Raw genomic sequence first — 19,547 nt, 5'->3', positions numbered from 1 at the left:
TTTTACAACACTTTGTTGTATAAATTAATCAAGAGTGAAAACAACTCATCAATAAAAAAGGCCGGTAGCAAAAGCGACTGACCTTTCATTAACCCATCAATTCGACATGGTTTTAAAGCAGCTAGTTTAGACTAAATTAAGGTGCCCAATATACTTCAATGTTGATCTCAGGATAGTTTAGTACTGCACGTAACGGCATATCATTCACATCACCACCCGCTAAGGCTTGTTTATACACAGCCAGCTTTTCATCGCCACTAATGAGTAATTTAACTACTTTAGATTGTGAAATTGCATTTAGGGTTAAGCTCATGCGCTCGGTAATACTCCCTGTTACATCACTCTCAATTGCATTAATGGCGCACACAAGTTGGCTTGAATCTAAGCCATTTTCTAGCCCTTGAGCATGTGGAAATAACGAAGCAGTATGTCCATCTGGACCCATACCTAAAATAGTGACATCAAACGGACGCTTTAATGCTTGAAACTGCACCTCACACTCATCAACACCTTGCTCTGCAGTGGCTGCTGCATTTTTCATGCTAATAAAATTAGCCGCCGCACCATGGTTTTGTAGCAAAGTACGCTTGATGAATGCTTCATTACTCTTTTCGTGACTTGCCTCTACCCAACGTTCATCAACCATAGCAACATCAACATGAGCCCAGTTTAAATCAAGGGTTGATAAATGCTTGTATGCAGGTTCAGGTGAAGAGCCACCTGAAACCATTAGCACTGCACGGCCATCAGCTTCAATACCATCACGTAAGGCCTGCTCTAATGACTGAGATAATTCATCAGTTAAAGCGGCTTTATCGTCAAAAAACTTTTCTACTATTGTTGCCATTACTTATGCCTTATCACCGGTGTTAAACCAAACATGGTTATTCTCTGCTAATAAATCATCAGCGTCTTCAGGACCCCAACTACCCGCTCGGTACAATGAAGGTTTACCCTTCTCTTGCCAACGCTCAATAATTGGATCAATCCATTTCCACGCTTGGCGTACTTCGTCGCGGTGAATAAATAATGAAGGGTTATTAGCGGCCGCATCAAGCATTAAACGTTTATAAGCATCAGAATGGAAACCATTACTATACGCTTGTGACAACTCAATATTCATCGTTACAGGTTCAAGTTGCATATCTAAGTTATCAAGACGCTTTGACATCAGTGTTAACTGAATGCTTTCTTGAGGCTGTAAGCGAATAATCAAACGGTTTGGTTCAATATTGCCTACGCTGTCTTCATACACGTTATGCGATACTTTTTTATATTGCACTACAATTTCAGCGCAGCGCTTCGCCATGCGTTTACCGGTGCGCAGATAAAAAGGCACGCCCGCCCAACGCCAGTTATCAATATGCGCACGAATAGCAACGAAAGTTTCGGTTTTACTCGCCCCTTCGTTTAGCTCTTCAAGGTAACCTGGGACTATTTTACCGTTTAAATCACCAGGTACGTACTGACCACGAATAATATTATTATCAACATCTGTGTCTTCAAGTGGACGTAATGCTTCTAATACTTTTAATTTTTCGTTACGGATGCTGTTAGCGTTTAACTTATGTGGTGACTCCATAGCCACTAAACAAAGTAGCTGTAACAAGTGGTTTTGCACCATGTCACGTAAGGCACCCGCTTTGTCATAAAAACCAGCACGGCTTTCAAGCCCTACCGTTTCTGACAAGCTAATTTGAATATTATCAATCGATTTAGCATCCCACATGTTCTCAAATAATGAATTTGAAAAACGCAAGGCCATTAAGTTTTGAACCGTTTCTTTACCTAAGTAGTGGTCAATACGGAAAATTTGTTCTTCGTTGAAGTACTGTGCAATTTTCGCATTAATCACTTCGGCTGACTCACCGCAGTAACCAATCGGTTTTTCTACTACAACGCGCGAGTTAGCAGTAATTAGTTTTTTAGTTGATAATATTTCACAACAGGTGCCATAAACAGCAGGTGGAAGAGATAAGTAAAATACTCGCGATTTATCGCTGTCGTCTTCATCTAGAATTTTTTTCAATACATCCCAGTTATCATCCGCTTCGGTGACATTGCTCACTACAGGTACTAAAAAGCCTGAGAACGATTTCCAATCTTTTGCGTTATATTCGCCTTCGCTTAAAAATTCTTGTAATGCTTTGTGTGCAGTATCGATGTATTCATCGCATTTACTTTGTTCGCGCACGGTAGGCAAAATACGTGAGCCTTGCGGTAAGTTACCTTCTTGATATGCTCGATACATTGCAGGAAGTAATTTGCGTAACGCAAGATCACCACCGCCCCCAAAAATTATAATATCAAAAGGATTAAGCATAGTTACTCTCTACGTTTATGCTACCTGCCACTACCGTATTGGTAATCAGTTATAGCGGTTTATTATCTGGATAATGCAGACCTCAGCGCAAGGCCTGCTAATGTTGTTAGTTATCTGCGCGATTAAAAAATGGGTCTAGGGACACTGTAATTCCTCTCACAAAAATACAGGCCCTAGGACTCCAGCGCTACCCGTTCAAAGGTATTTGGTTACTTATTGTGTAATAAGTGAAAATGTTACTGCGTACGGTGTTGTTTGTAGTACGCCATTAAGCCCTGTGTTGAGCTGTCATGATCATTAACCACTTTATCATCAGTTAATTCAGCTTCAATTTTAGATGCTAAGCCTTTACCAAGCTCCACGCCCCACTGATCAAATGAACATATTTGTAAAATAATACCGTGACAAAAAATCTTATGTTCATAAAGTGCAATTAATCGACCGACCGCTTTTGCATCAACCGTGTCTAATAATATAGACGTTGTTGGGCGGTTCCCTTGGTGAATTTTATGCTTAAGTAGCATTTCAATTTGTGCAGGCGTTTTGCCTTTAGCTGTTAGATCAGCCGTTATCTGCTGTGCATCAACCCCGTTCATTAGTGCTTCGGTTTGTGCAAAAAAGTTCGATAATAAAATATCGTGATGCTTATCGACGTTAACCTGCGGCTTTACAGAGCCAATAAAATCAGCAGGAACAATCACATTACCCTGATGCAGGCATTGATAAAACGCATGCTGACCGTTTATTCCTGTCATACCCCAAATAATTGGTACAGTAGTGTAGTTAACTGCCTGACCATCAAAGGTTACATGTTTACCGTTACTTTCCATTTCACCTTGTTGTAAATACGCTGGCAACATATGCAGTGCCTGGTCGTATGGTAAAATAGCTTGCGAATCAAATCCTAAAAAGCTGGTATTCCAGATGCTAAGTAGCGCCATAAGCAAAGGAACATTTTGTTCAAGCGGCGCCGATTTAAAGTGCTCATCAACTTCAAATGCTCCCTCTAGAATGTCCTCAAACGCTTCAAACCCAGCATAAAGTGCAATAGGTAAGCCAATGGCGCTCCAAAGAGAAAAACGACCGCCAACCCAATCCCACATGGTAAATACGTTTTCGTCACTAATACCAAATGCAGCGGTTTTTTCTAAATTGGTGCTTACTGCAACAAAATGCTTTGCTATAGCGCTGTCATCTTTTGCACTATCTAAAAACCAATCAACCGCTGTTTTTGAGTTAGTCATGGTTTCTGAGGTAGTAAATGTTTTGGACGAAATTACAAACAACGTGGTTTCAGGGTTTACTTTATCTAGTACCGACGCAATTTGTACGCCATCTGCATTTGAAACATAGTGAACGTTTAATGGCTTATCAACCACTGCTTTAAGTGCTTCTGTTGCCGTTTGTGGCCCTAAGTTTGAACCACCAACGCCAATGCTAACCACATCTTTTACCGCTTTTCCGGTATAACCTAGCCATTGGCCACTACGCACTTTTTCAACAAAGGTCTTAATTTTGGCAAGTTCACTATCGACCGCTTCTGTAATATTTTCGCCGTCAACAATAAGCGGTGTATGAGCGCGATTTCTAAGTGCGGTATGCAATACGGCACGGTCTTCGGTGATATTTATTTTCTCACCGGCAAACATTTTTTCACGCCAGGCTTCAATGTCGCATTCTTTCGCTAATGAAATTAATTGGGCAAATACGCTTTCGTCTATACGTTGTTTTGAGTAATCAAACAATACACCTGGAATTTGAGTAGAGAATTGAGAAAAACGAGAATCGTCTTGTGCAAATAAAGTTTTCAGATGCGTTTGTGTCATCCTTTGTGCACTATTTTCTAGTGCTTGCCAACTTACTAACTCAGAACGGCTCGCCATGTAAATATCCCCTAATTAATTAATCTATTGATTTTAAGCGTTTTATTTTATTTTTTACGACACTAAACAAGCGGTTTTTGTAAAAAGCAAAGCCCAATATTATAGCTTAAATAGTCTAAATTGCGTTATTTTTATAAGCTTTGATGCAGATGATAGCGCAATTTTTTGCTTTTGACACCGGTATCATAAAATTAAAAATTGAAATTAACAACAGTTCAACCCCTCTGAACAATGAAGATTTTATTAATTTCTAATTGAAGCAGACAAAAAAAAGACCGACACATGTCGGCCTTTTTCCTTTATTAGAGTATCAGCCTGTCAATGCTAAACCACCTGATAAGTTAAAAACACTGCTATAACCAAGTTCAATTAAATTTGCTGCCGCAATTTTTGAACGGTTCCCACTTCGACACACCAGTATATATTGATTTTTTTATCTAGTTGGTCTTGGGTAAGTGCATAGGCCATTCGACTTAAGGGGATATTTAAAGTTTTAGCCTCGGGAACATTGAGCAATGCACTTATATTGTTTGCGCCATGCTCATAAGGTTCTCGGGTATCAATTAAATACACATTATCATGTAAGAGCATGTCTTTTGCTTGATTAAAGCTAAGCTGCGAAGTGTTTACCGCAGGCTTTGCATTAACATAGCCACAAAGCGAATTTACTCGGGCCTGTTGTGAATCGGCTTGTTGTTTTTGCACGGCAAATTCAGCATGACTGATATCACCTTTAATAAGCGCTTTTAATAAAGGTGTTTGCTGCTGTTGCACAGCCCAATTCATGGCAAAACACTGTTGGTAATCATGCCCTGAACACACCACACTTTGCGGATTAAGCTCTGCTGCTAACATCGTCAAGGAATGCGCCATTTGCATTGCATCTCCCCCATCAAGTACTGTATTACCAAGCCCTGCAGGTAAAATTAAATCACCACAAAAGCAGTACTGCACATCGCCATTATTAGCGTTTAATAAATAACTCACGCTATCTTGGCTGTGCCCAGGCGTCGCTAATTTTTCAAGTACATGCTCGTTTAGTTGCAACTGTTCGCAGTTAATAGGCCAACCTAATTGATCAACTTCGCCAGCAACTAGATTTTCTTTTAGTGCACTGCGCATTAAATCAAGTGCACAGTGACGATCTTGGTGCTCATGCGTGTTTAAAATAGCAGTAATAGTTAAATTTTGCGTATTCACTATTTTTTCAAAGCGAGGGATCAGTTCAATAATCGGGTCAATAATAAATGCCTGTTGATCGTCAGCTACATACAACCAACTGCAAGCACCTTGATGTCTAAATTGGGTAAGACCCAAAGCACACACTTCTTGGGCCACAAGGCTGCTATCAGAAATAACCAAGCAATTTGCTTGTAATACCGTTTTGAGTGCGCGAATTTGCTCACATGCATAGTCTATTTGCGCCATAGTGGCGGCAGGTCCAAATGATAAACGAATCGCGTTTTCACTTTGCCATTTTGAGGCTCCCATCGCATCAAGTACAAAACTTTGGGTTGCCCCCGTGCTACAAGCTGAGCCACCGCTCACCCTGATACCGGCAGCATCAAATAAATCAATAACTTCTTTACTGGTTAAATCATTAACTGCAAAGTTTAACGTTGTAGGCACAGAACAAGCAAAATCATGGTTAAAGGTAATAGAGCCGAAGGTATCAACCAAGGCATTATGCAGTTTATCGCGATACAAATTAAGTACATCTGTTGATTTAAAAGTATCGTCTTGTTTATCAAGCAGCAAACTAAACAGCTTATTAAGCCCTGCAATACCGGGCAGGTTCTCTGTACCTGAGCGCATGCCACTTTCTTGGCCACCGCCAGCTATAAACGGCGTATATGGGCTACCTTGACGAATATACAATAAGCCGATGCCTTTGGGTGCATAGAGTTTATGCCCTGAAAATGGCGCATAATCGATACTTGTTTCACTTAGGTTAAGTTGTTGCTTGCCCAGTGCTTGTACGCAATCAACCATCCAAGTCACATCGCTATTTCGACTACGAATCACCTTCTCTATAGCACTTAGATCTTGATACACACCCGTTTCGTTATTAACAGCCATAGTGCAAATCATCAGGGCATTATCAATATGCTGAGCAATAAAGTCTAAATCTAAAATACCATTACGGTTAACCGGTATAGCAATAATGTCAGCGTTAATTTCAAGTACGGTATTCCAATGTTTTAGCGTATTAGGTACCGCTTTGTGCTCAGTTGCTCCGTACAATAAAACCGGTTTAGATTTGATGTGATTTTTGGCGTTAATTAGCGTTGATACGATAGCAGTTTGAATACCTTCAGTAGCACCCGAGGTGAATAAAATATCGCCTTGCTGCGCGCCAATAACGCTGCGCGCTTTTTGCCTAGTTTGTTCTAATAAGTGCTTCGCTTGAATGCCTGTTATATGGGGGCTTGAGGGATTACCAAAGCAAATTTGCATCGCATGGCACACCACCTCTGCAATACATGGCAATACAGGTGTGGTCGCATTCGCATCGAGATAAACTTGATCATTGGGTTTATCTGGCAATAAAAAATCTGACATTAAAAACGCACCTTATTACTAAAAAATAATATCTTATTCCCAATAATACATAGTTTTAATAGGAATGAATAATAATCTTTAGTTTTAAGGATGCGTTTACTATGCTTTTTTAGTTATCGAGCTCTTGTGCGAGTTCTTCATGTGTGGATGACCACGCCTTGATCAGCGCTTTTACTAATGATGCTAACGGAATGGCAAAAAACACGCCCCAAAAGCCCCACAGCCCACCAAAAAATAACACGGCGACAATAATAAACACCGGATTTAAATCAACCGCTTCAGAGAACAACAAAGGAACCAACACATTACCATCAAGCGCTTGAATAATGCCGTAAATAATTAAAATGGTCCAAAACTGTGTTTCTAAACCAAATTGAAACAGCGCCACCGCCGCCACAGGGATAGTCACCAGCGCGGCGCCAACAAACGGAATAAGTACTGAAAAGCCAACTAATACACCTAACAGAGCCGCATAACGTAAGTCCAATACAGTAAAGGCAATAAAAGACACCGAGCCAATAATTAAAATTTCGAAAACTTTGCCACGAATATAATTCATTATTTGCTGATTCATTTCATGCCACACTTGCAAAATTAAGCGTCGTTGGCGCGGGATCAGTTTAGCAATGCTGGCACTGAGCTCTACTTTGTCTTTAAGCATAAAAAACACCAGTAGTGGTACTAAAATAAGATAAATCAACCACGCAACAGCATCTTTTAATGAATTGAGCGATGCCGACAGCACCACTTGGCCAAATTCCAACACTTTGGTTTCTACCGTTACCACAATAGACTGCACTTGCTCCGCACTAATAAGGCTGGGGTATTTAGCTGGTAGGTCGAGTAAAAACGATTTACCTTGCTCTACCATATGCGGGGTTTCTTGTACTAAGTTACTACTTTGCTGCCAAAGCACCGGGCCTATAACTAGTATTAAAGTAAGCATAATACCAATAAATATAAGCATCACTATGCTAGAAGCGGTAAAGCGCTTTAAGCCAAACCGCTCCAAGTGAACCACGGGCCAATCTAATAAATAAGCAATGATCAGTGCCACTAACACAGGCACAATTAATGGGCCAAAAAAGTACAACATGGCAACCAGTGCCAATAATAAAAAAAGTAAAGTAACTGAATTAGGATCAGAAAACTTTTTTTCATACCATGCTTTTACATATTCAAACACGCAACGGCTCCACTAATAACAACGATTGTTGTTTATTTAACTTGTAATAATACATTTTTTTTTGCAAATATCGTTCAATATCGTCTGTGTTTTGCTCGCTTGAGATATTAAAGGTAATTGCTTGTCTTAACGATATTGCCTCACGCAGCCCTAATTTAAACTGAATAAATTGCTGTGGGCATTTATAAGCGCGCAAATCTAGCTCTAGCATACTCGTTTCGCTACCTGTTCACATTAATAATAAGTCCTATACCTGGGCTAATTAAGATTAACCGCAGTTAAATTTAACTTTTTCTTAAAACAACCTCTGCAATGGTTTATCCTTATAGCATAGTTAGCTAAAAGGATACGTTAATGTCTAATTCGCATAATAAAGCGCAATTGCCTAGCAATCCAACTCTCAAAGAAATTAATTGGTTTAAAAAACAAATTAATTGGGGGGAGCTGCCGCATTTTTATCACTTAGTAGCTTCGTCAGTAAGCGAGTGTGAAAGCATTTTTGATCATGGATTTGATAATGCCATAAAGCGTATTACCGACAAGCGCAATTGGAACCTCAAGGCGTTAGGCATAGACCCTAATGAGCTTTTTGAGAAAGAGAGCAATAACAAGCCACGAATTTCATTGCATCAGGTATTTACAGAGCGCGGCTTTGAACTACAAGCGTTCCCTTTTTCTCATGATACTGCCATCGATAGATACGCACGACATGATGAGTCAATGGAGTTTATACTGTGGGATCCATTGACCATGAAAACCGTTATTCGCATTAATCAGTTACATAAATTTATTGGCTTTTACTTAGACCAAGGCGATGAAGCAGACAAAGCGCTTATATTACATTCCCATAAAGTGGTTCATAAGATTATTGCTTTTTTACAAACTCAATTGAACATTGTTAAGGTTGATGGGGTCTCAATTAAGGCGTTTTATCAACTATGTGAAAAGGACAGCCGTTTATACACAGATGATACAGCTAGTGCCCCTGATAAAAAATAAACAAGGAATATAATGCAGCTAAAATCAGCCTTTATCACTTTATGCAGTGCAGTGCTTACATTTAGCCTACTAATAAGTGAGCCGTTAAAGGCACAAACAAATCTTCAATTGCCCGACTTAGGCACGTCTGCACTGCAAGCTTTGCCGCTCGAAAAAGAAAAAGCAATTGGTGAAGTGATGATGATGCAGATCAGAGGCTCTTCGCCATTAATTAACGATCCGGTGCTTGATGAATACCTAACAACTTTAGGCCGAAAGTTAGTTGCGAATGCCAATGATGTGCGCTTTGGTTTTTCATTTTTTTGGTTAAATAACCCCGAAATTAATGCCTTTGCATTTTATGGCGGTCATGTAGGTGTGCACACGGGCTTAATTGCTCAAGCCGATAACGAGAGTCAATTTGCCTCAGTGCTTGGTCACGAAATTGCGCACGTTACACAGCGCCACCTTGCAAGGCGCATTCAGCAACAGCAAGACAATAGCGGTCTTACTATTGCCGGTATGATAGCCGGTATTTTAGCAGCTGTTGTAGCCCCAGATGCAGGCATGGCGATAATTTCAGCCAGCCAAACACAGTCGGCATTTAGCCAACTCACCCATAGCCGTTCGGCCGAACAAGAAGCCGATAGAATTGGTATGCAAACTCTTAATAATGCAGGATTTGATGCCCGAGCTTCCAGTGAATTTTTAACTAAACTTGCAGCGCAAATTCGTTATAAATATAAACCCCCTGCATTTTTACTGACTCACCCACTTCCTGAAAGCCGCGTGTCGGATGTACGCTTACGCGCCGAGCAATATCCAAAACGCCAGATAGGTTCAAGCCTGGATTTTAACTTAGCAAAAAGCCGTGTATTGGCACGTTACGATAACAAACCCGAAAACGCAGAGGCCTTATTTAGAAAGTTAATGCGCGAAAATACCTACAATAACGTAGCACTACAGTATGGTTTAGCGATTAGCTTAGTTGATCAGAAGAAAACGGATGAAGCACAGCTTATCCTGGATAAGTTATTGGCAAGCGATCCTAAAAACTTATTTTATATTGATACAAAAACAGACTTGCTAATTGCACAAAAAAAAGCAGCTGACGCAGTTAGTTACTTAAGTGAATTAAATAACTATCGGCCAAACAACCAAGTAATCACTTTAAATTATGCAAACGCCGCGTTAGAAGCTGAGCAATATGAGTTAGCTGAAAACACACTAAAGTCGTTTTTATTAGAAAAACCAGATCACAGTTTAGGTAAACAGCTTTTAACCGACGCCTATAAAAAACAAGAAAAATTAGCCGCATATCACGAAGCTAACGCCGATGTGTTATCGCAATATGGCGCATATTTAAAAGCCGCTGACGAAATACAAAAAGCGCTTAATTTTGTAGAGCCTAGTGAAAATGTAAAACAACAGCGTTTAAAAGCGTTACTCACACAATATCGGTTATTGCAAAAAGAGCTTGCAAGGCTTTAAGTCTTTGCTGAGTTCACCTAAAATAGCCGCAATTTATACTTTGGATGCACCTTTTATGTCAGTTACTATTTACCACAATCCGCGTTGTTCAAAATCGCGTGAAACACTTAACCTATTGCAAAGTAAAAATATTGAACCGAGTGTTGTTGAATATTTAAAAACACCGCTTTCTCATGAGCAAATTAGTACCTTAGTTTCTCAACTGGGGTTTAATTCGGCCCGAGATTTAATGCGCACCAAAGAAGAACAATATAAAGCACTGAATTTAAAAGATGAAAATAGCGAGTCGGTGCTTATTGACGCTATGGTCGAAAACCCAAAACTAATTGAGCGCCCTATTGTAGTAAATAACAATAAAGCAGCACTAGGTCGCCCGCCTGAAAACGTATTAAGCGTTCTATAATGAGCACAACCATCGTGGTGCTGTACCACTCAAGCCATGGCTCGGTAGAAGCCATGGCGCATGAAATAGCAGAATCAATAGAACAACAAGGCGCAACCGCCTTGCTGCGTACGTTTGTAGCTAAAAACCCGCATGACATTGTGATCAGTAAAGACGATTTAGTTGCCTGTGATGGGCTTGCGTTTGGTACGCCAACCCGCTTTGGCATGATGGCCGCACAAGCAAAGACATTCTGGGAAACCACCAGCGATCTTTGGCTTAAAGGTCAACTTATCGATAAACCTGCTTGTGTGTTCTCATCATCGAGTAGTATGCATGGGGGCAATGAAGCAACCCTACTAAACTTATCACTGCCGTTATTGCATCACGGGATGATGTTAATGGGGGTACCTTACGATGTACCAGAGTTACTTGGCACCGAGACAGGAGGCACACCTTACGGCGCTTCCCACGTAGCAGGCAGCAGTAACAGCTCTACCCTAAGTAAAGATGAAATTAAAATATGTCAAAGCGTAGGCAAACGCTTGACTCAAGTAGCGAGTAAACTTAAATGACCCAAAATAGCGAGTCTGCTAAAAAGCCAGTGACCGTAAAATTTCAGCGCCTAGCCCTATTTGGTTATTTTGGCCTGCTTATTTTAATGCCACTATGGATGTTTGTGTTAGCACCGAGAGAGGGTCACAGTGACGCCTTTCTATTTTTAGTCTATGTGCTACCTCTGTTATTACCTTTAAAAGGCATACTACAAGATAAAACCTACACCTATGCATGGGCTAACTTCATTGTTATGTTTTATTTTATTCATGGTTTTACATTGCTATGGGTTGCTCAAGATGAGTTAGTATGGGTATTGCTAGAGTTACTATTTGCCTCATCTATGTTTATTGGCTGTACTTACTATGCACGCCATAGAGGACAAGAGCTTGGACTTAAAATTCGTAAGCTTAAAGATGAACTTGCTGAAGAAAAAGCAGCGCATGAACACGATAAAAACAACTCATAGCTATCAGCTCAGAACATAAAAAACGCGCTTTATTAGCGCGTTTTTTTATAATTAAGTAAGTGGTTAAACTAACTCACTTAAAGCTGCTAGTCCCACTATACACGCTAAACCTAGCTGCGCTACCAGACTAAAAACCGACATCATTCTTAATAAAAACAACCCCCAAGGGTGCTTTACGTGCGGATACAACGAACAGCGCTTTAAATTTGTTGCAAAGAAAAAACACACCACCGCCGTCATGGTCATAAAAAGAGTGAGCTCACTTTTTATAGTGATATTTTCATCAAAAAAGAAAAACAACTGTAGCGGTAACAATAAAGCCACAACCGCATGTAATACATGCACTTTTTTAATTCGATCTAACTGCCCTTCTGGCGATAATTCTTTAATACCAAAATCACGTTCAAGGCATTTAACTAAGTTACTGGCTTTGATGCTTACAGCTAAACGGTAACAACTTAATCCGTCGTTATTACGCGCTCTAAAATCATACCCTGCTTTAAGCAGTAAAATCATTAACGATTCATTTTTACTCATCACCGCGTAATGCAGCGCTGTATTACCTTTAATGTCTACGGCTTTTTTATCTTGGTATTGCAGGAGCATTTCTACTACATTTACATAGCCTTTTTCTGCAGCCCACATAAATGCTGTTTTGTTATCTTCATCGGTCAAGGTACCCGTCGCACCTTGTTCAATAAAGCGCATAGCCATGGTTTGCTTAGCTTTTTTCTTGTTTAAATGGGCGAGTAAGGCATTTTCTAACAACACAATAGAATCAACATCAGGCGAAACCTGAGTTAATAAAGTAAAGTAATCTTTGCCTGCAGCTACCTTTTCGCTAGTAAGCTCTGCTAAATATTCAATGTCTGCAATCGACTGAGGAATATGCGCACTTAAACGCTCTCTAAAGTCGACCTCTTGCCAAATAGATAAGGTATCTGCAGCTGACAGCTTAGCACCCTGTTCAAGCGCATGTTCTATCAAAGTAAAAAAACGTTTACTAAAAAAAAGACTGATTAATGAAAGCGGCGTTTCGATATTATTTTGTGCCGATACACTTGCATATTTTTCAAGTCGCTGACATAACATTAAAACAATATTTTCTATACTGTAATCATTGGCAAAATAATGCTCTTTAAGTGCAGCAATATAGACTTGTGCATCTTCATCATATTCACAGATATGCTGAAAATAACATTCTTCGAACGGCTCTAAGGGGGTTAACCAGGTTAAATAATAAATTGGGGGCAAAACCGTGGTGCATACACCATCATCTTCTTCAGTAGAGCGACAGGCAGGCCAAGCTTCTAAAGCATCTAAAATGAAGGCACCGTTTTGTTCAACCAGCCCTTTGACCAATAACGGGTATTCCTTTGGCCAAATTAGTACATTTTCCATTAAAACAACACAACTCCAGTGTAGCTCGGGTGAGTGGTCAGTTATAACAGTTTTTAGCTGACACCACGCTTAATCAAATAGGCTGATATTCTAACACAGCTAAGTAGCCAAGCTAGCGTAAACTCATGCAATATAGGCCAAAATACAAAAGCAGCTAACGACATACGCCATTAGCTGCTTTTACGGTTGGAGCTTTTAATTGCAAAGGAACTAACTTTGCTGAAGTTCTGCTGTGACTTGGTCTAATCCCACATCAGAAATTCGTTGAATGATCTCTTTTTGCTTAGCACTGAGTAACGAAATTCCCTCAGCAACAATATCGTATACTTTCCATTGCTGATCATTCCCCAAACGCAGTTTAAAGTGCAGATCTATGGTGGGTTTATTAGTTTCAATAATTTGCGTTTTAACAGTGGCAAATTTAGAGTCGCTTGCAGCGGCGTCTTGCTCAAATATTACATCTTGCCCTGTATACTTCATTAGTGCACTCGCATAAGTACCCGTTAAGTAATGTTCCACCGCACCAATAAACGCAACTCCCTGCTCGCGGTTGATACCTTTAATATGTTTACCTAATAATTTAAACGACACAAACTTAATATCAATATGTGGCATCAAACGCTGCTCAACAATTAAAGACATCGCTTCTTTGCTGGCATTACCTTGCGCATTTACCTGCCCAATATCGTTAAATAATGATTCGGCTACAGTTTGCAATAATTGTTTAGGTGACGGCTGAGTTTGTGCATACAAAGCACTACTGAAAAAAACAGCAACAACCACTAAAAGCTTTATAAGTTTCATAATAAATGGATAGTTTAAATAATTAAGTTTAGCGTAATTTACGCAAATAACAGGCAACAAAAAAGGCATAAATAAGCACCTTATTAATGCCCAATTAGCACCAATATAATTAGTTAAATAAATTCAATCAGTTAAAGTGTTCAGTTAACAAGCCATCTACAAGCGGATTTTTGTCCTCATTGAAAACAGTAATTCACCGCCCTTATCATTTAATTACTAATTTAATTTCCCCCGTAGTTGGCCATTATGAAAACCTCATATAATATGATTTCTATTATTGTTTTTTGTTTATTTTTACTGACAACTCATGCAGCCTATGCATCACCAAACCATGGCTACGCTGTAGACTTATTAAAAGGCGAAGGCAATGTAACTGGAGTAAAGCTTGCGTATCAATATCATCCCAAGGGTGCGCAAAACTTTGTGGGTGATGCCCGCTTTTACCTTGAAAGCAGCATTAACCTGTGGCATTACCGCCATGATCAACAGTCACAATCAAACCTGGTGTTAGCTGTTTCGCCAGTAGTGCAGTTCCCAGCATTTAGCCTAAACAACACGCCATTTTATGTAGAGGCTGGTATTGGCTTTTCCTTACTTGATGAGCGCTATTTTGCCGATAAAAACCTAAGTACTCACTACCAGTTTGAAGACAGAATAGGTCTAGTGGCGGATTTTGGTGAAACCAATGTAGCGCTGCGAATTATTCACTATTCAAACGCTGGGTTTAAAGCACCTAACCCAGGGATTAACTTTTTAACTTTATCGGTAGCGCAACGGTTTTAAACACCCGTTATAAACACTCAAAATATTGCAGCTTTTATTTAATGTGGTCATAATAACCGCTTAATAAAAAATATGAGCATCGTAATGCAAATTTGGCAAATCGTAATCGTTATCTCGATTGTACTGGCTATTGTTATCGGCAATTTAGCACTGCTGCGCTTAAGTGCAAAAAGCGAGTTTAAACCCTCAGTATCAATTTCATCAACGCAAGACAAAGAAACAAAAAAGCCCTGAATAATCAGGGCTTTTTTCGTTTAAATCATTACTTAGCCAACTAACCAGTGCGCCATTAAGGCAATAACTGGCAAGGTTACTAAAGTTCTGAGAATAAAAATAACAAATAACTCAAAAATATTAACTGGTATTTTACTACCTAATAAAAGTGCGCCCACTTCAGACATATAAATAAGTTGCGTTACACTCATTGCCGCAATAATAAAACGTGTTACATCGCTTTCAATTGAGCCTGCGGCTAAAATAGACGGAATAAACATATCTGCAAATCCCACCATAATCGTTTGCGCCGCCATTTCAGCTTCAGGTATTTGTAGTAATTCTAAAAATGGAATGAACGGCATACCTAAATATTGAAATATCGGAGTGTACTCAGCAATAATTAAAGCAAATGTACCCACAGCCATTACCACAGGTAATACTGCAAACACCATATCAAATGCGTTGTGTAAGCCCTCTTCAATTGTGCCTTTTAAGCCTGGTGCTTTTTCTGCTTTAGTTAATGCAACATCAAGTGAATGCTTAAATAATGTTTTGCCTTCAGGGACTAGCTCGGCGTTGCCATCAGGTTGTTCACCATCAATAAGCACGTCCTTTTTAAAACGCAGTGGTGGTAAACGCGGAACAATTATTGCGGCCACTACACCCGCTAAACACACGGTTAGGTAAAAAGGTGCAAATAAGTATTCAAGCTTTACTTGGCCAATAACAACCAAACAAAAGGTAATTGATACAGCAGAGAAAGTGGTACCAATAATCGCAGCTTCACGTTGAGTATAATATTTATCTTCATACTGACGCGCAGTCATTAAAATACCCACGCTACCATCACCTAACCATGAAGCAACACAATTAACTGCACTGCGCCCTGGCACCCCAAACAATGGGCGCATTACTTTAGTAAGTAAGGTACCCACCAGCTCAAGTAAACCAAAATTAAGTAATAACGGCAGTAATAAGCCCGCTAAAATAAACACCGAAAACAACACCGGTAATAAATCTTTTAATACTAACAAGCCAGTATTTTCTGAGGTAATAGCATGCGGCCCAACTTGAAAATAAGTTAAAAGCACAAACGCCATACCAAACAACCGTGTTACTAACCAAATCCAACTCACATTAAACAAATGATTTAATAAGCGAAATTTGGTTAAGCTTTTCGGTTTAAAGACACTAAACACCAGCGACATAACGCCAGTAATACAAATAATGGTAGCTATTAGCCCTAGCGCTATTTCACTGAATGAGGCTTGAATTGCCTTGGCCATTACCGCGATAGGAATAGTCATTATTTCACCAGACGGTACTGGCGTCATAAACAAAAACACACCGATTAAAGAAGGAATTAAAAAAACCAACCACACTTTCAAATCATAACTTTTTTGAACGGGTGCTGGGCGTGATGAATCTAACTGAGACATATTTTCAACCTGTAAAAACCACAAAAAGAGCTAAGTGCTCTTTTCATGGTAAATATTTATAATTATTAAATTTTAATACCGCGCTTAATTAACGCCGCTTCTAATGCTTGTTGCAAACCATTCATGGTACCTGGTTCAAGCGTTTCGCCTTTGTCATCCATCCACGTTAGACTGGTGCCACCTTGCTTGGTTTTGCTAACCAAAATTTGGTATTGACCTTCATCAATTGGAAGCTCTGTTGGTTCATCGCCCCAAATTGAATCCCACACACTGCTTTCTACTTTCGCATAATCTGCTGTAATTAAACCTGTCTCTTGGTTTATTTCAACAATAGTAAAAGATAAGCGCTCTAAGAATCCAGAAAAGCGATCGAATACCGTATCGTAAGCCTGCTCAGTAACAAGTGCTGCATTGCCTTTGTTATCAAACCCAAGTTCTAATGAAATTATTCCTTGGCGCTTACGCATATCAACTTCAAGTTGACGGTAGCGGTAATCAAACTCACTCACAACTTGGTTAAGTGCGCGCACTTCTAGCTGCTGTTTTAATAAATCAGTCAGAGGCTTATCACCTTTGAAATCAATAAGCTCAGCGGTTAAAGACGCCGTACGTTGATGCTCTTTTTCTTCAATAGTAAATTTAAAACGTTCTAAATCAACACTTTCATCATCGCCCCATAACCAGCTTTCTTCTGGCTTAACAATGGCGTACCAATCTGTTTCTAGTGTTCCTTGCATTTTGTTTTGTTGTGTCGCGCTAATGTTGTTATCAGCAAGCACTGCTTGAATCGAGTCCCAAATGAATACATCTAAATCGTCAATGCCATCATTTTTATCAAAATAAATACGTGCTTGTTTATCTGCTTCCTCAACCCAACTGCCTTTAGCAATGGTTAACACTTGCGCCGGCGGGCGATAGTTTGTTGCCTCCGGATTATTATCATATTGACCCACATCCATCTTATAAACAGGATCTTGAGCGGGTTGTGATAACGAAGCAGGTGTTTTAACCGGCTCATGAGCGCGGTAATTACGCTCATTATGGGCATCACTCGTAAATACACTACACCCTGACAAACTTACCAATACACTTACTGCTAGTGCTTTTGGGATCCAATACTGCACAGATAATTCTCCTTAGCATACCCTTAATTGTTTTAACAAATATATGAGTGGGTAATACCGATTTGGTTCAGTGTAAAATCAATATTAACTTTACATTTATAATTTGCTTATCTAACTGCATTAAGCCAACAAGATGACCGACAGACTAGGCTACAAATAGACACATTTTTGCTATGGTACTTTCACAAGCTTGTAAAAACAAGAAACACTGCACTATTAACCGCCTAAAATTAACCGTCACTGTAGTTTAACGCGGATTTTGTGTTAAACTTTGCCGCCGTGCAACGCTACGTGTTTATTTTTTGTTGCCAAGTCGGTTGTTATCATCCAAGTAACTTAGGTACTTTAAAACCCATGACTGCATTTTCAAATCATCAAATTGTTTTAACCGCAATTGGCGAAGATAGATCGGGCATCGTTAGTGAGCTTACGCAACTCGTCAGTGATTGCCACTGTAATATAATAGATAGTCGCATTGCTATTTTAGGCAACGAACTTACTTTTATTATGCTACTTAGCGGTGATATGTCAGCCATTAGCCGTATTGAGCATACACTCCCTACCAAAGGTATGGAGCTTGGCCTGCTTACTATGATGAAACGCACTTCAAGCCATAATCAAAGCGAGTTTTGTGCAGGCTACACCCTAGAATACACTGGCATAGACACCCCTGGCACCTTGAGTAAAGTAACACGCTTTTTTGCCGATAATAATATTAATATTTGCTCATTAAAATCAGATACCTACGAAGAAGAAACTGAACTTAAAATGCGCTGTGAACTTGAATTTAATATTCCCGTTGACGTTGACATTGACCAATTTAAAATTAGTTTTGAAAACCTTTCGCACGTTTTAAACGTAGATTACATCTTTCGACGTATTCGCTAAGGAGTTTAGCATGAACAAAATTACCCCATTACAAAGTGGCGACACAGCACCGGCTTTTAGCTTACAAAACCAAAATGACGAAACTGTTGTGCTCAGTGAGTTATTAAAAGAAAAACAAGTGCTGGTATACTTTTACCCTAAAGCATCAACGCCTGGCTGTACCGTACAAGCCGAAAACCTGCGTGATCAACAAGCCGAGCTTGCTAAATTTAACACCCATGTAGTTGGCATAAGCCCAGACCCAATTAAGCGCCTTAAAAACTTTGAAACTAAAAAAGAGCTTAACTTTGACCTACTTTCTGACGAAGATCATGCCATTGCTGAGGCATTTGGGGTGTGGGGCTACAAAAAATTTATGGGCAAAGAATATGATGGTATTCACCGCCTTACTTTCTTAGTAGGCCAAGACGGTAAAATTAAACACTTATTTGATAAGTTTAAAACCAAAGATCACCACCAAGTGGTGTTGGACTATTTAGCTGCTTAATAAAGGCTAAACAAGATAAGAATAAAAGCGTTGCTCAAGGGCAACGCTTTTTTATATCTGCTTTTTTATAATTTAGCTAATAACGGTGATTGTGGAATACCTACTCGAGGAAGTAGAGCCGGTGTTACCGCAAAGGCTGCTGGTAAACGTCCTTTCAATTCCGCCATTTTTGTTTGATTATTTTGCTTATCGTAAATGTAGTATTTTAAAACATCACCATAAGCACTTCCCTCTAAACTATCTAGTTGCAGTGTATTTAATGCATTGTCGTAATCTGCTGCATAAATATAAGCTAATGCTAAGTTTCCAGCCGACCCTTCGTGTAAGTTACCGTCAAGCTCTTTAGACAACCCCTCTAACTCAGCTATAGCCAGTTCATAACGAGCTAATTGTATGTAGGCATGAGCAAGTGAGTTTTTCGTAAAATATGGCGGGTTGCTTCCTGCTGGATACCATGTTTCGTAAGCACTTAAAATATCTTCATATTGTTCAAGTTTAGAATAAACATGAACCAGTAAAGTATAACTTTCTAATTTAATTTCGCCCTCTTCAAAACCTGAAAGTGTATCTCTTGCA

At 39.5% G+C, this 19,547-nt stretch carries 18 protein-coding genes and 2 pseudogenes; 9 read left to right on the top strand and 11 right to left on the bottom strand.

Annotated features, from left to right (window positions below; genetic code table 11):
- Window positions 1-136: 136 nt before the first annotated feature.
- The 6 genes and pseudogenes from pgl to P20439_RS03165 form a co-directional block, all read right to left on the bottom strand.
- Window positions 137-847, bottom strand: coding sequence for a 6-phosphogluconolactonase (gene pgl / locus P20439_RS03190; RefSeq protein ID WP_008464583.1), 711 nt, complete (start codon window positions 845-847; stop codon window positions 137-139).
- A 3-nt stretch (window positions 848-850) separates the two neighbouring features.
- Window positions 851-2,323 carry a glucose-6-phosphate dehydrogenase gene (zwf, locus tag P20439_RS03185; RefSeq protein ID WP_008464581.1) on the bottom strand — a complete coding sequence of 491 codons (1,473 nt, stop codon included), beginning with the start codon at window positions 2,321-2,323 and terminating at the stop codon, window positions 851-853.
- 236 nt (window positions 2,324-2,559) lie between these two features.
- Window positions 2,560-4,206, bottom strand: a complete 1,647-nt coding sequence (gene pgi, locus P20439_RS03180; protein ID WP_008464579.1) for a glucose-6-phosphate isomerase — start codon at window positions 4,204-4,206, stop codon at window positions 2,560-2,562.
- A gap of 310 nt (window positions 4,207-4,516) precedes the next feature.
- A pseudogene (locus P20439_RS03175) lies at window positions 4,517-6,768 on the bottom strand (aminotransferase class V-fold PLP-dependent enzyme).
- Between the two features lie 109 nt (window positions 6,769-6,877).
- On the bottom strand, window positions 6,878-7,954 hold the full coding sequence (locus tag P20439_RS03170; RefSeq protein WP_008464575.1) for an AI-2E family transporter: 1,077 nt from the start codon (window positions 7,952-7,954) through the stop codon (window positions 6,878-6,880).
- A complete protein-coding gene (locus tag P20439_RS03165) occupies window positions 7,947-8,165 on the bottom strand; it encodes a hypothetical protein (protein ID WP_008464573.1) in 219 nt (72 codons plus the stop codon). Before P20439_RS03165 ends, P20439_RS03170 begins: the two co-directional genes overlap by 8 nt.
- Before the next feature lie 143 nt (window positions 8,166-8,308).
- Between P20439_RS03165 and P20439_RS03160 the strand changes: the two genes are divergently transcribed.
- From P20439_RS03160 to P20439_RS03140, 5 genes are read left to right on the top strand one after another with little or no spacing between them, the layout of a single operon-like run.
- Window positions 8,309-8,953 (top strand): hypothetical protein, encoded by a 645-nt coding sequence (locus P20439_RS03160; RefSeq protein WP_008464571.1) that lies wholly within the window; start codon window positions 8,309-8,311, stop codon window positions 8,951-8,953.
- A gap of 12 nt (window positions 8,954-8,965) precedes the next feature.
- The gene (locus P20439_RS03155; protein WP_008464570.1) at window positions 8,966-10,423 is read left to right on the top strand and encodes a M48 family metalloprotease; all 1,458 of its coding nucleotides are present in this window, start codon (window positions 8,966-8,968) and stop codon (window positions 10,421-10,423) included.
- A 55-nt stretch (window positions 10,424-10,478) separates the two neighbouring features.
- Window positions 10,479-10,826 (top strand): arsenate reductase (glutaredoxin), encoded by a 348-nt coding sequence (arsC, locus tag P20439_RS03150; RefSeq protein ID WP_036932810.1) that lies wholly within the window; start codon window positions 10,479-10,481, stop codon window positions 10,824-10,826.
- Window positions 10,826-11,380, top strand: a complete 555-nt coding sequence (gene wrbA / locus P20439_RS03145; RefSeq protein WP_008112996.1) for an NAD(P)H:quinone oxidoreductase — start codon at window positions 10,826-10,828, stop codon at window positions 11,378-11,380. Before arsC ends, wrbA begins: the two co-directional genes overlap by 1 nt.
- Window positions 11,377-11,829 (top strand): DUF2069 domain-containing protein, encoded by a 453-nt coding sequence (locus P20439_RS03140; protein WP_008464564.1) that lies wholly within the window; start codon window positions 11,377-11,379, stop codon window positions 11,827-11,829. Before wrbA ends, P20439_RS03140 begins: the two co-directional genes overlap by 4 nt.
- Window positions 11,830-11,892: 63 nt before the next feature.
- Here the strand turns inward: P20439_RS03140 and P20439_RS03135 are convergent, their stop codons facing one another.
- Window positions 11,893-13,230, bottom strand: coding sequence for an ankyrin repeat domain-containing protein (locus P20439_RS03135; RefSeq protein ID WP_008464561.1), 1,338 nt, complete (start codon window positions 13,228-13,230; stop codon window positions 11,893-11,895).
- Between the two features lie 210 nt (window positions 13,231-13,440).
- The gene (locus P20439_RS03130; protein WP_036932808.1) at window positions 13,441-14,034 is read right to left on the bottom strand and encodes a phospholipid-binding protein MlaC; all 594 of its coding nucleotides are present in this window, start codon (window positions 14,032-14,034) and stop codon (window positions 13,441-13,443) included.
- A 246-nt stretch (window positions 14,035-14,280) separates the two neighbouring features.
- On the opposite strand from P20439_RS03130, the gene P20439_RS03125 reads away from it, so the two are divergent.
- Both P20439_RS03125 and P20439_RS18115 read left to right on the top strand, forming a co-directional pair.
- On the top strand, window positions 14,281-14,817 hold the full coding sequence (locus tag P20439_RS03125) for an acyloxyacyl hydrolase (RefSeq protein WP_036932802.1): 537 nt from the start codon (window positions 14,281-14,283) through the stop codon (window positions 14,815-14,817).
- A gap of 84 nt (window positions 14,818-14,901) precedes the next feature.
- Window positions 14,902-15,051 (top strand): DUF2897 family protein, encoded by a 150-nt coding sequence (locus P20439_RS18115; protein ID WP_008464558.1) that lies wholly within the window; start codon window positions 14,902-14,904, stop codon window positions 15,049-15,051.
- Between the two features lie 32 nt (window positions 15,052-15,083).
- Here P20439_RS18115 and P20439_RS03120 read toward each other — a convergent pair whose 3' ends face one another.
- Entirely contained in the window at window positions 15,084-16,472 is a 1,389-nt protein-coding gene (locus P20439_RS03120; RefSeq protein WP_008112984.1) for a YjiH family protein, read from the bottom strand.
- A gap of 65 nt (window positions 16,473-16,537) precedes the next feature.
- Window positions 16,538-17,596, bottom strand: a complete 1,059-nt coding sequence (gene bamC, locus P20439_RS03115; protein WP_008112982.1) for an outer membrane protein assembly factor BamC — start codon at window positions 17,594-17,596, stop codon at window positions 16,538-16,540.
- Between the two features lie 354 nt (window positions 17,597-17,950).
- Between bamC and P20439_RS03110 the strand changes: the two genes are divergently transcribed.
- Together P20439_RS03110 and bcp are read left to right on the top strand one after the other, a co-directional pair.
- The gene (locus P20439_RS03110) at window positions 17,951-18,484 is read left to right on the top strand and encodes a glycine cleavage system protein R (protein ID WP_008464556.1); all 534 of its coding nucleotides are present in this window, start codon (window positions 17,951-17,953) and stop codon (window positions 18,482-18,484) included.
- 10 nt (window positions 18,485-18,494) lie between these two features.
- The gene (gene bcp / locus P20439_RS03105; RefSeq protein ID WP_008112979.1) at window positions 18,495-18,971 is read left to right on the top strand and encodes a thioredoxin-dependent thiol peroxidase; all 477 of its coding nucleotides are present in this window, start codon (window positions 18,495-18,497) and stop codon (window positions 18,969-18,971) included.
- Between the two features lie 65 nt (window positions 18,972-19,036).
- Here the strand turns inward: bcp and P20439_RS03100 are convergent.
- Window positions 19,037-19,547 (bottom strand): annotated as a pseudogene (locus P20439_RS03100) (peptidase M56 BlaR1); the annotation flags it as partial.

The organism is Pseudoalteromonas sp. BSi20439 (genome assembly GCF_000241165.1).
In the GTDB taxonomy this organism is placed as follows: Bacteria; Pseudomonadota; Gammaproteobacteria; order Enterobacterales; family Alteromonadaceae; genus Pseudoalteromonas.
The sequence above is the reverse complement of the archived record's forward strand: the minus strand, read 5'-3'. Positions and strand labels throughout refer to the sequence as shown.

What these genes read in the sequence shown, in the direction of transcription:
- P20439_RS03140 (WP_008464564.1), top strand. Translation starts at nt 11,377, where the DNA reads ATGACCCAAAATAGCGAGTCTGCTAAAAAGCCAGTGACCGTAAAATTT.
- P20439_RS03110 (WP_008464556.1), top strand. Translation starts at nt 17,951, where the DNA reads ATGACTGCATTTTCAAATCATCAAATTGTTTTAACCGCAATTGGCGAA.
- arsC (WP_036932810.1), top strand. Translation starts at nt 10,479, where the DNA reads ATGTCAGTTACTATTTACCACAATCCGCGTTGTTCAAAATCGCGTGAA.
- wrbA (WP_008112996.1), top strand. Translation starts at nt 10,826, where the DNA reads ATGAGCACAACCATCGTGGTGCTGTACCACTCAAGCCATGGCTCGGTA.
- P20439_RS03125 (WP_036932802.1), top strand. Translation starts at nt 14,281, where the DNA reads ATGAAAACCTCATATAATATGATTTCTATTATTGTTTTTTGTTTATTT.
- P20439_RS03120 (WP_008112984.1), bottom strand. Translation starts at nt 16,472, where the DNA reads ATGTCTCAGTTAGATTCATCACGCCCAGCACCCGTTCAAAAAAGTTAT.
- P20439_RS03135 (WP_008464561.1), bottom strand. Translation starts at nt 13,230, where the DNA reads ATGGAAAATGTACTAATTTGGCCAAAGGAATACCCGTTATTGGTCAAA.
- P20439_RS03160 (WP_008464571.1), top strand. Translation starts at nt 8,309, where the DNA reads ATGTCTAATTCGCATAATAAAGCGCAATTGCCTAGCAATCCAACTCTC.
- pgl (WP_008464583.1), bottom strand. Translation starts at nt 847, where the DNA reads ATGGCAACAATAGTAGAAAAGTTTTTTGACGATAAAGCCGCTTTAACT.
- pgi (WP_008464579.1), bottom strand. Translation starts at nt 4,206, where the DNA reads ATGGCGAGCCGTTCTGAGTTAGTAAGTTGGCAAGCACTAGAAAATAGT.
- zwf (WP_008464581.1), bottom strand. Translation starts at nt 2,323, where the DNA reads ATGCTTAATCCTTTTGATATTATAATTTTTGGGGGCGGTGGTGATCTT.
- P20439_RS03130 (WP_036932808.1), bottom strand. Translation starts at nt 14,034, where the DNA reads ATGAAACTTATAAAGCTTTTAGTGGTTGTTGCTGTTTTTTTCAGTAGT.
- P20439_RS18115 (WP_008464558.1), top strand. Translation starts at nt 14,902, where the DNA reads ATGCAAATTTGGCAAATCGTAATCGTTATCTCGATTGTACTGGCTATT.
- bcp (WP_008112979.1), top strand. Translation starts at nt 18,495, where the DNA reads ATGAACAAAATTACCCCATTACAAAGTGGCGACACAGCACCGGCTTTT.
- P20439_RS03155 (WP_008464570.1), top strand. Translation starts at nt 8,966, where the DNA reads ATGCAGCTAAAATCAGCCTTTATCACTTTATGCAGTGCAGTGCTTACA.
- P20439_RS03165 (WP_008464573.1), bottom strand. Translation starts at nt 8,165, where the DNA reads ATGCTAGAGCTAGATTTGCGCGCTTATAAATGCCCACAGCAATTTATT.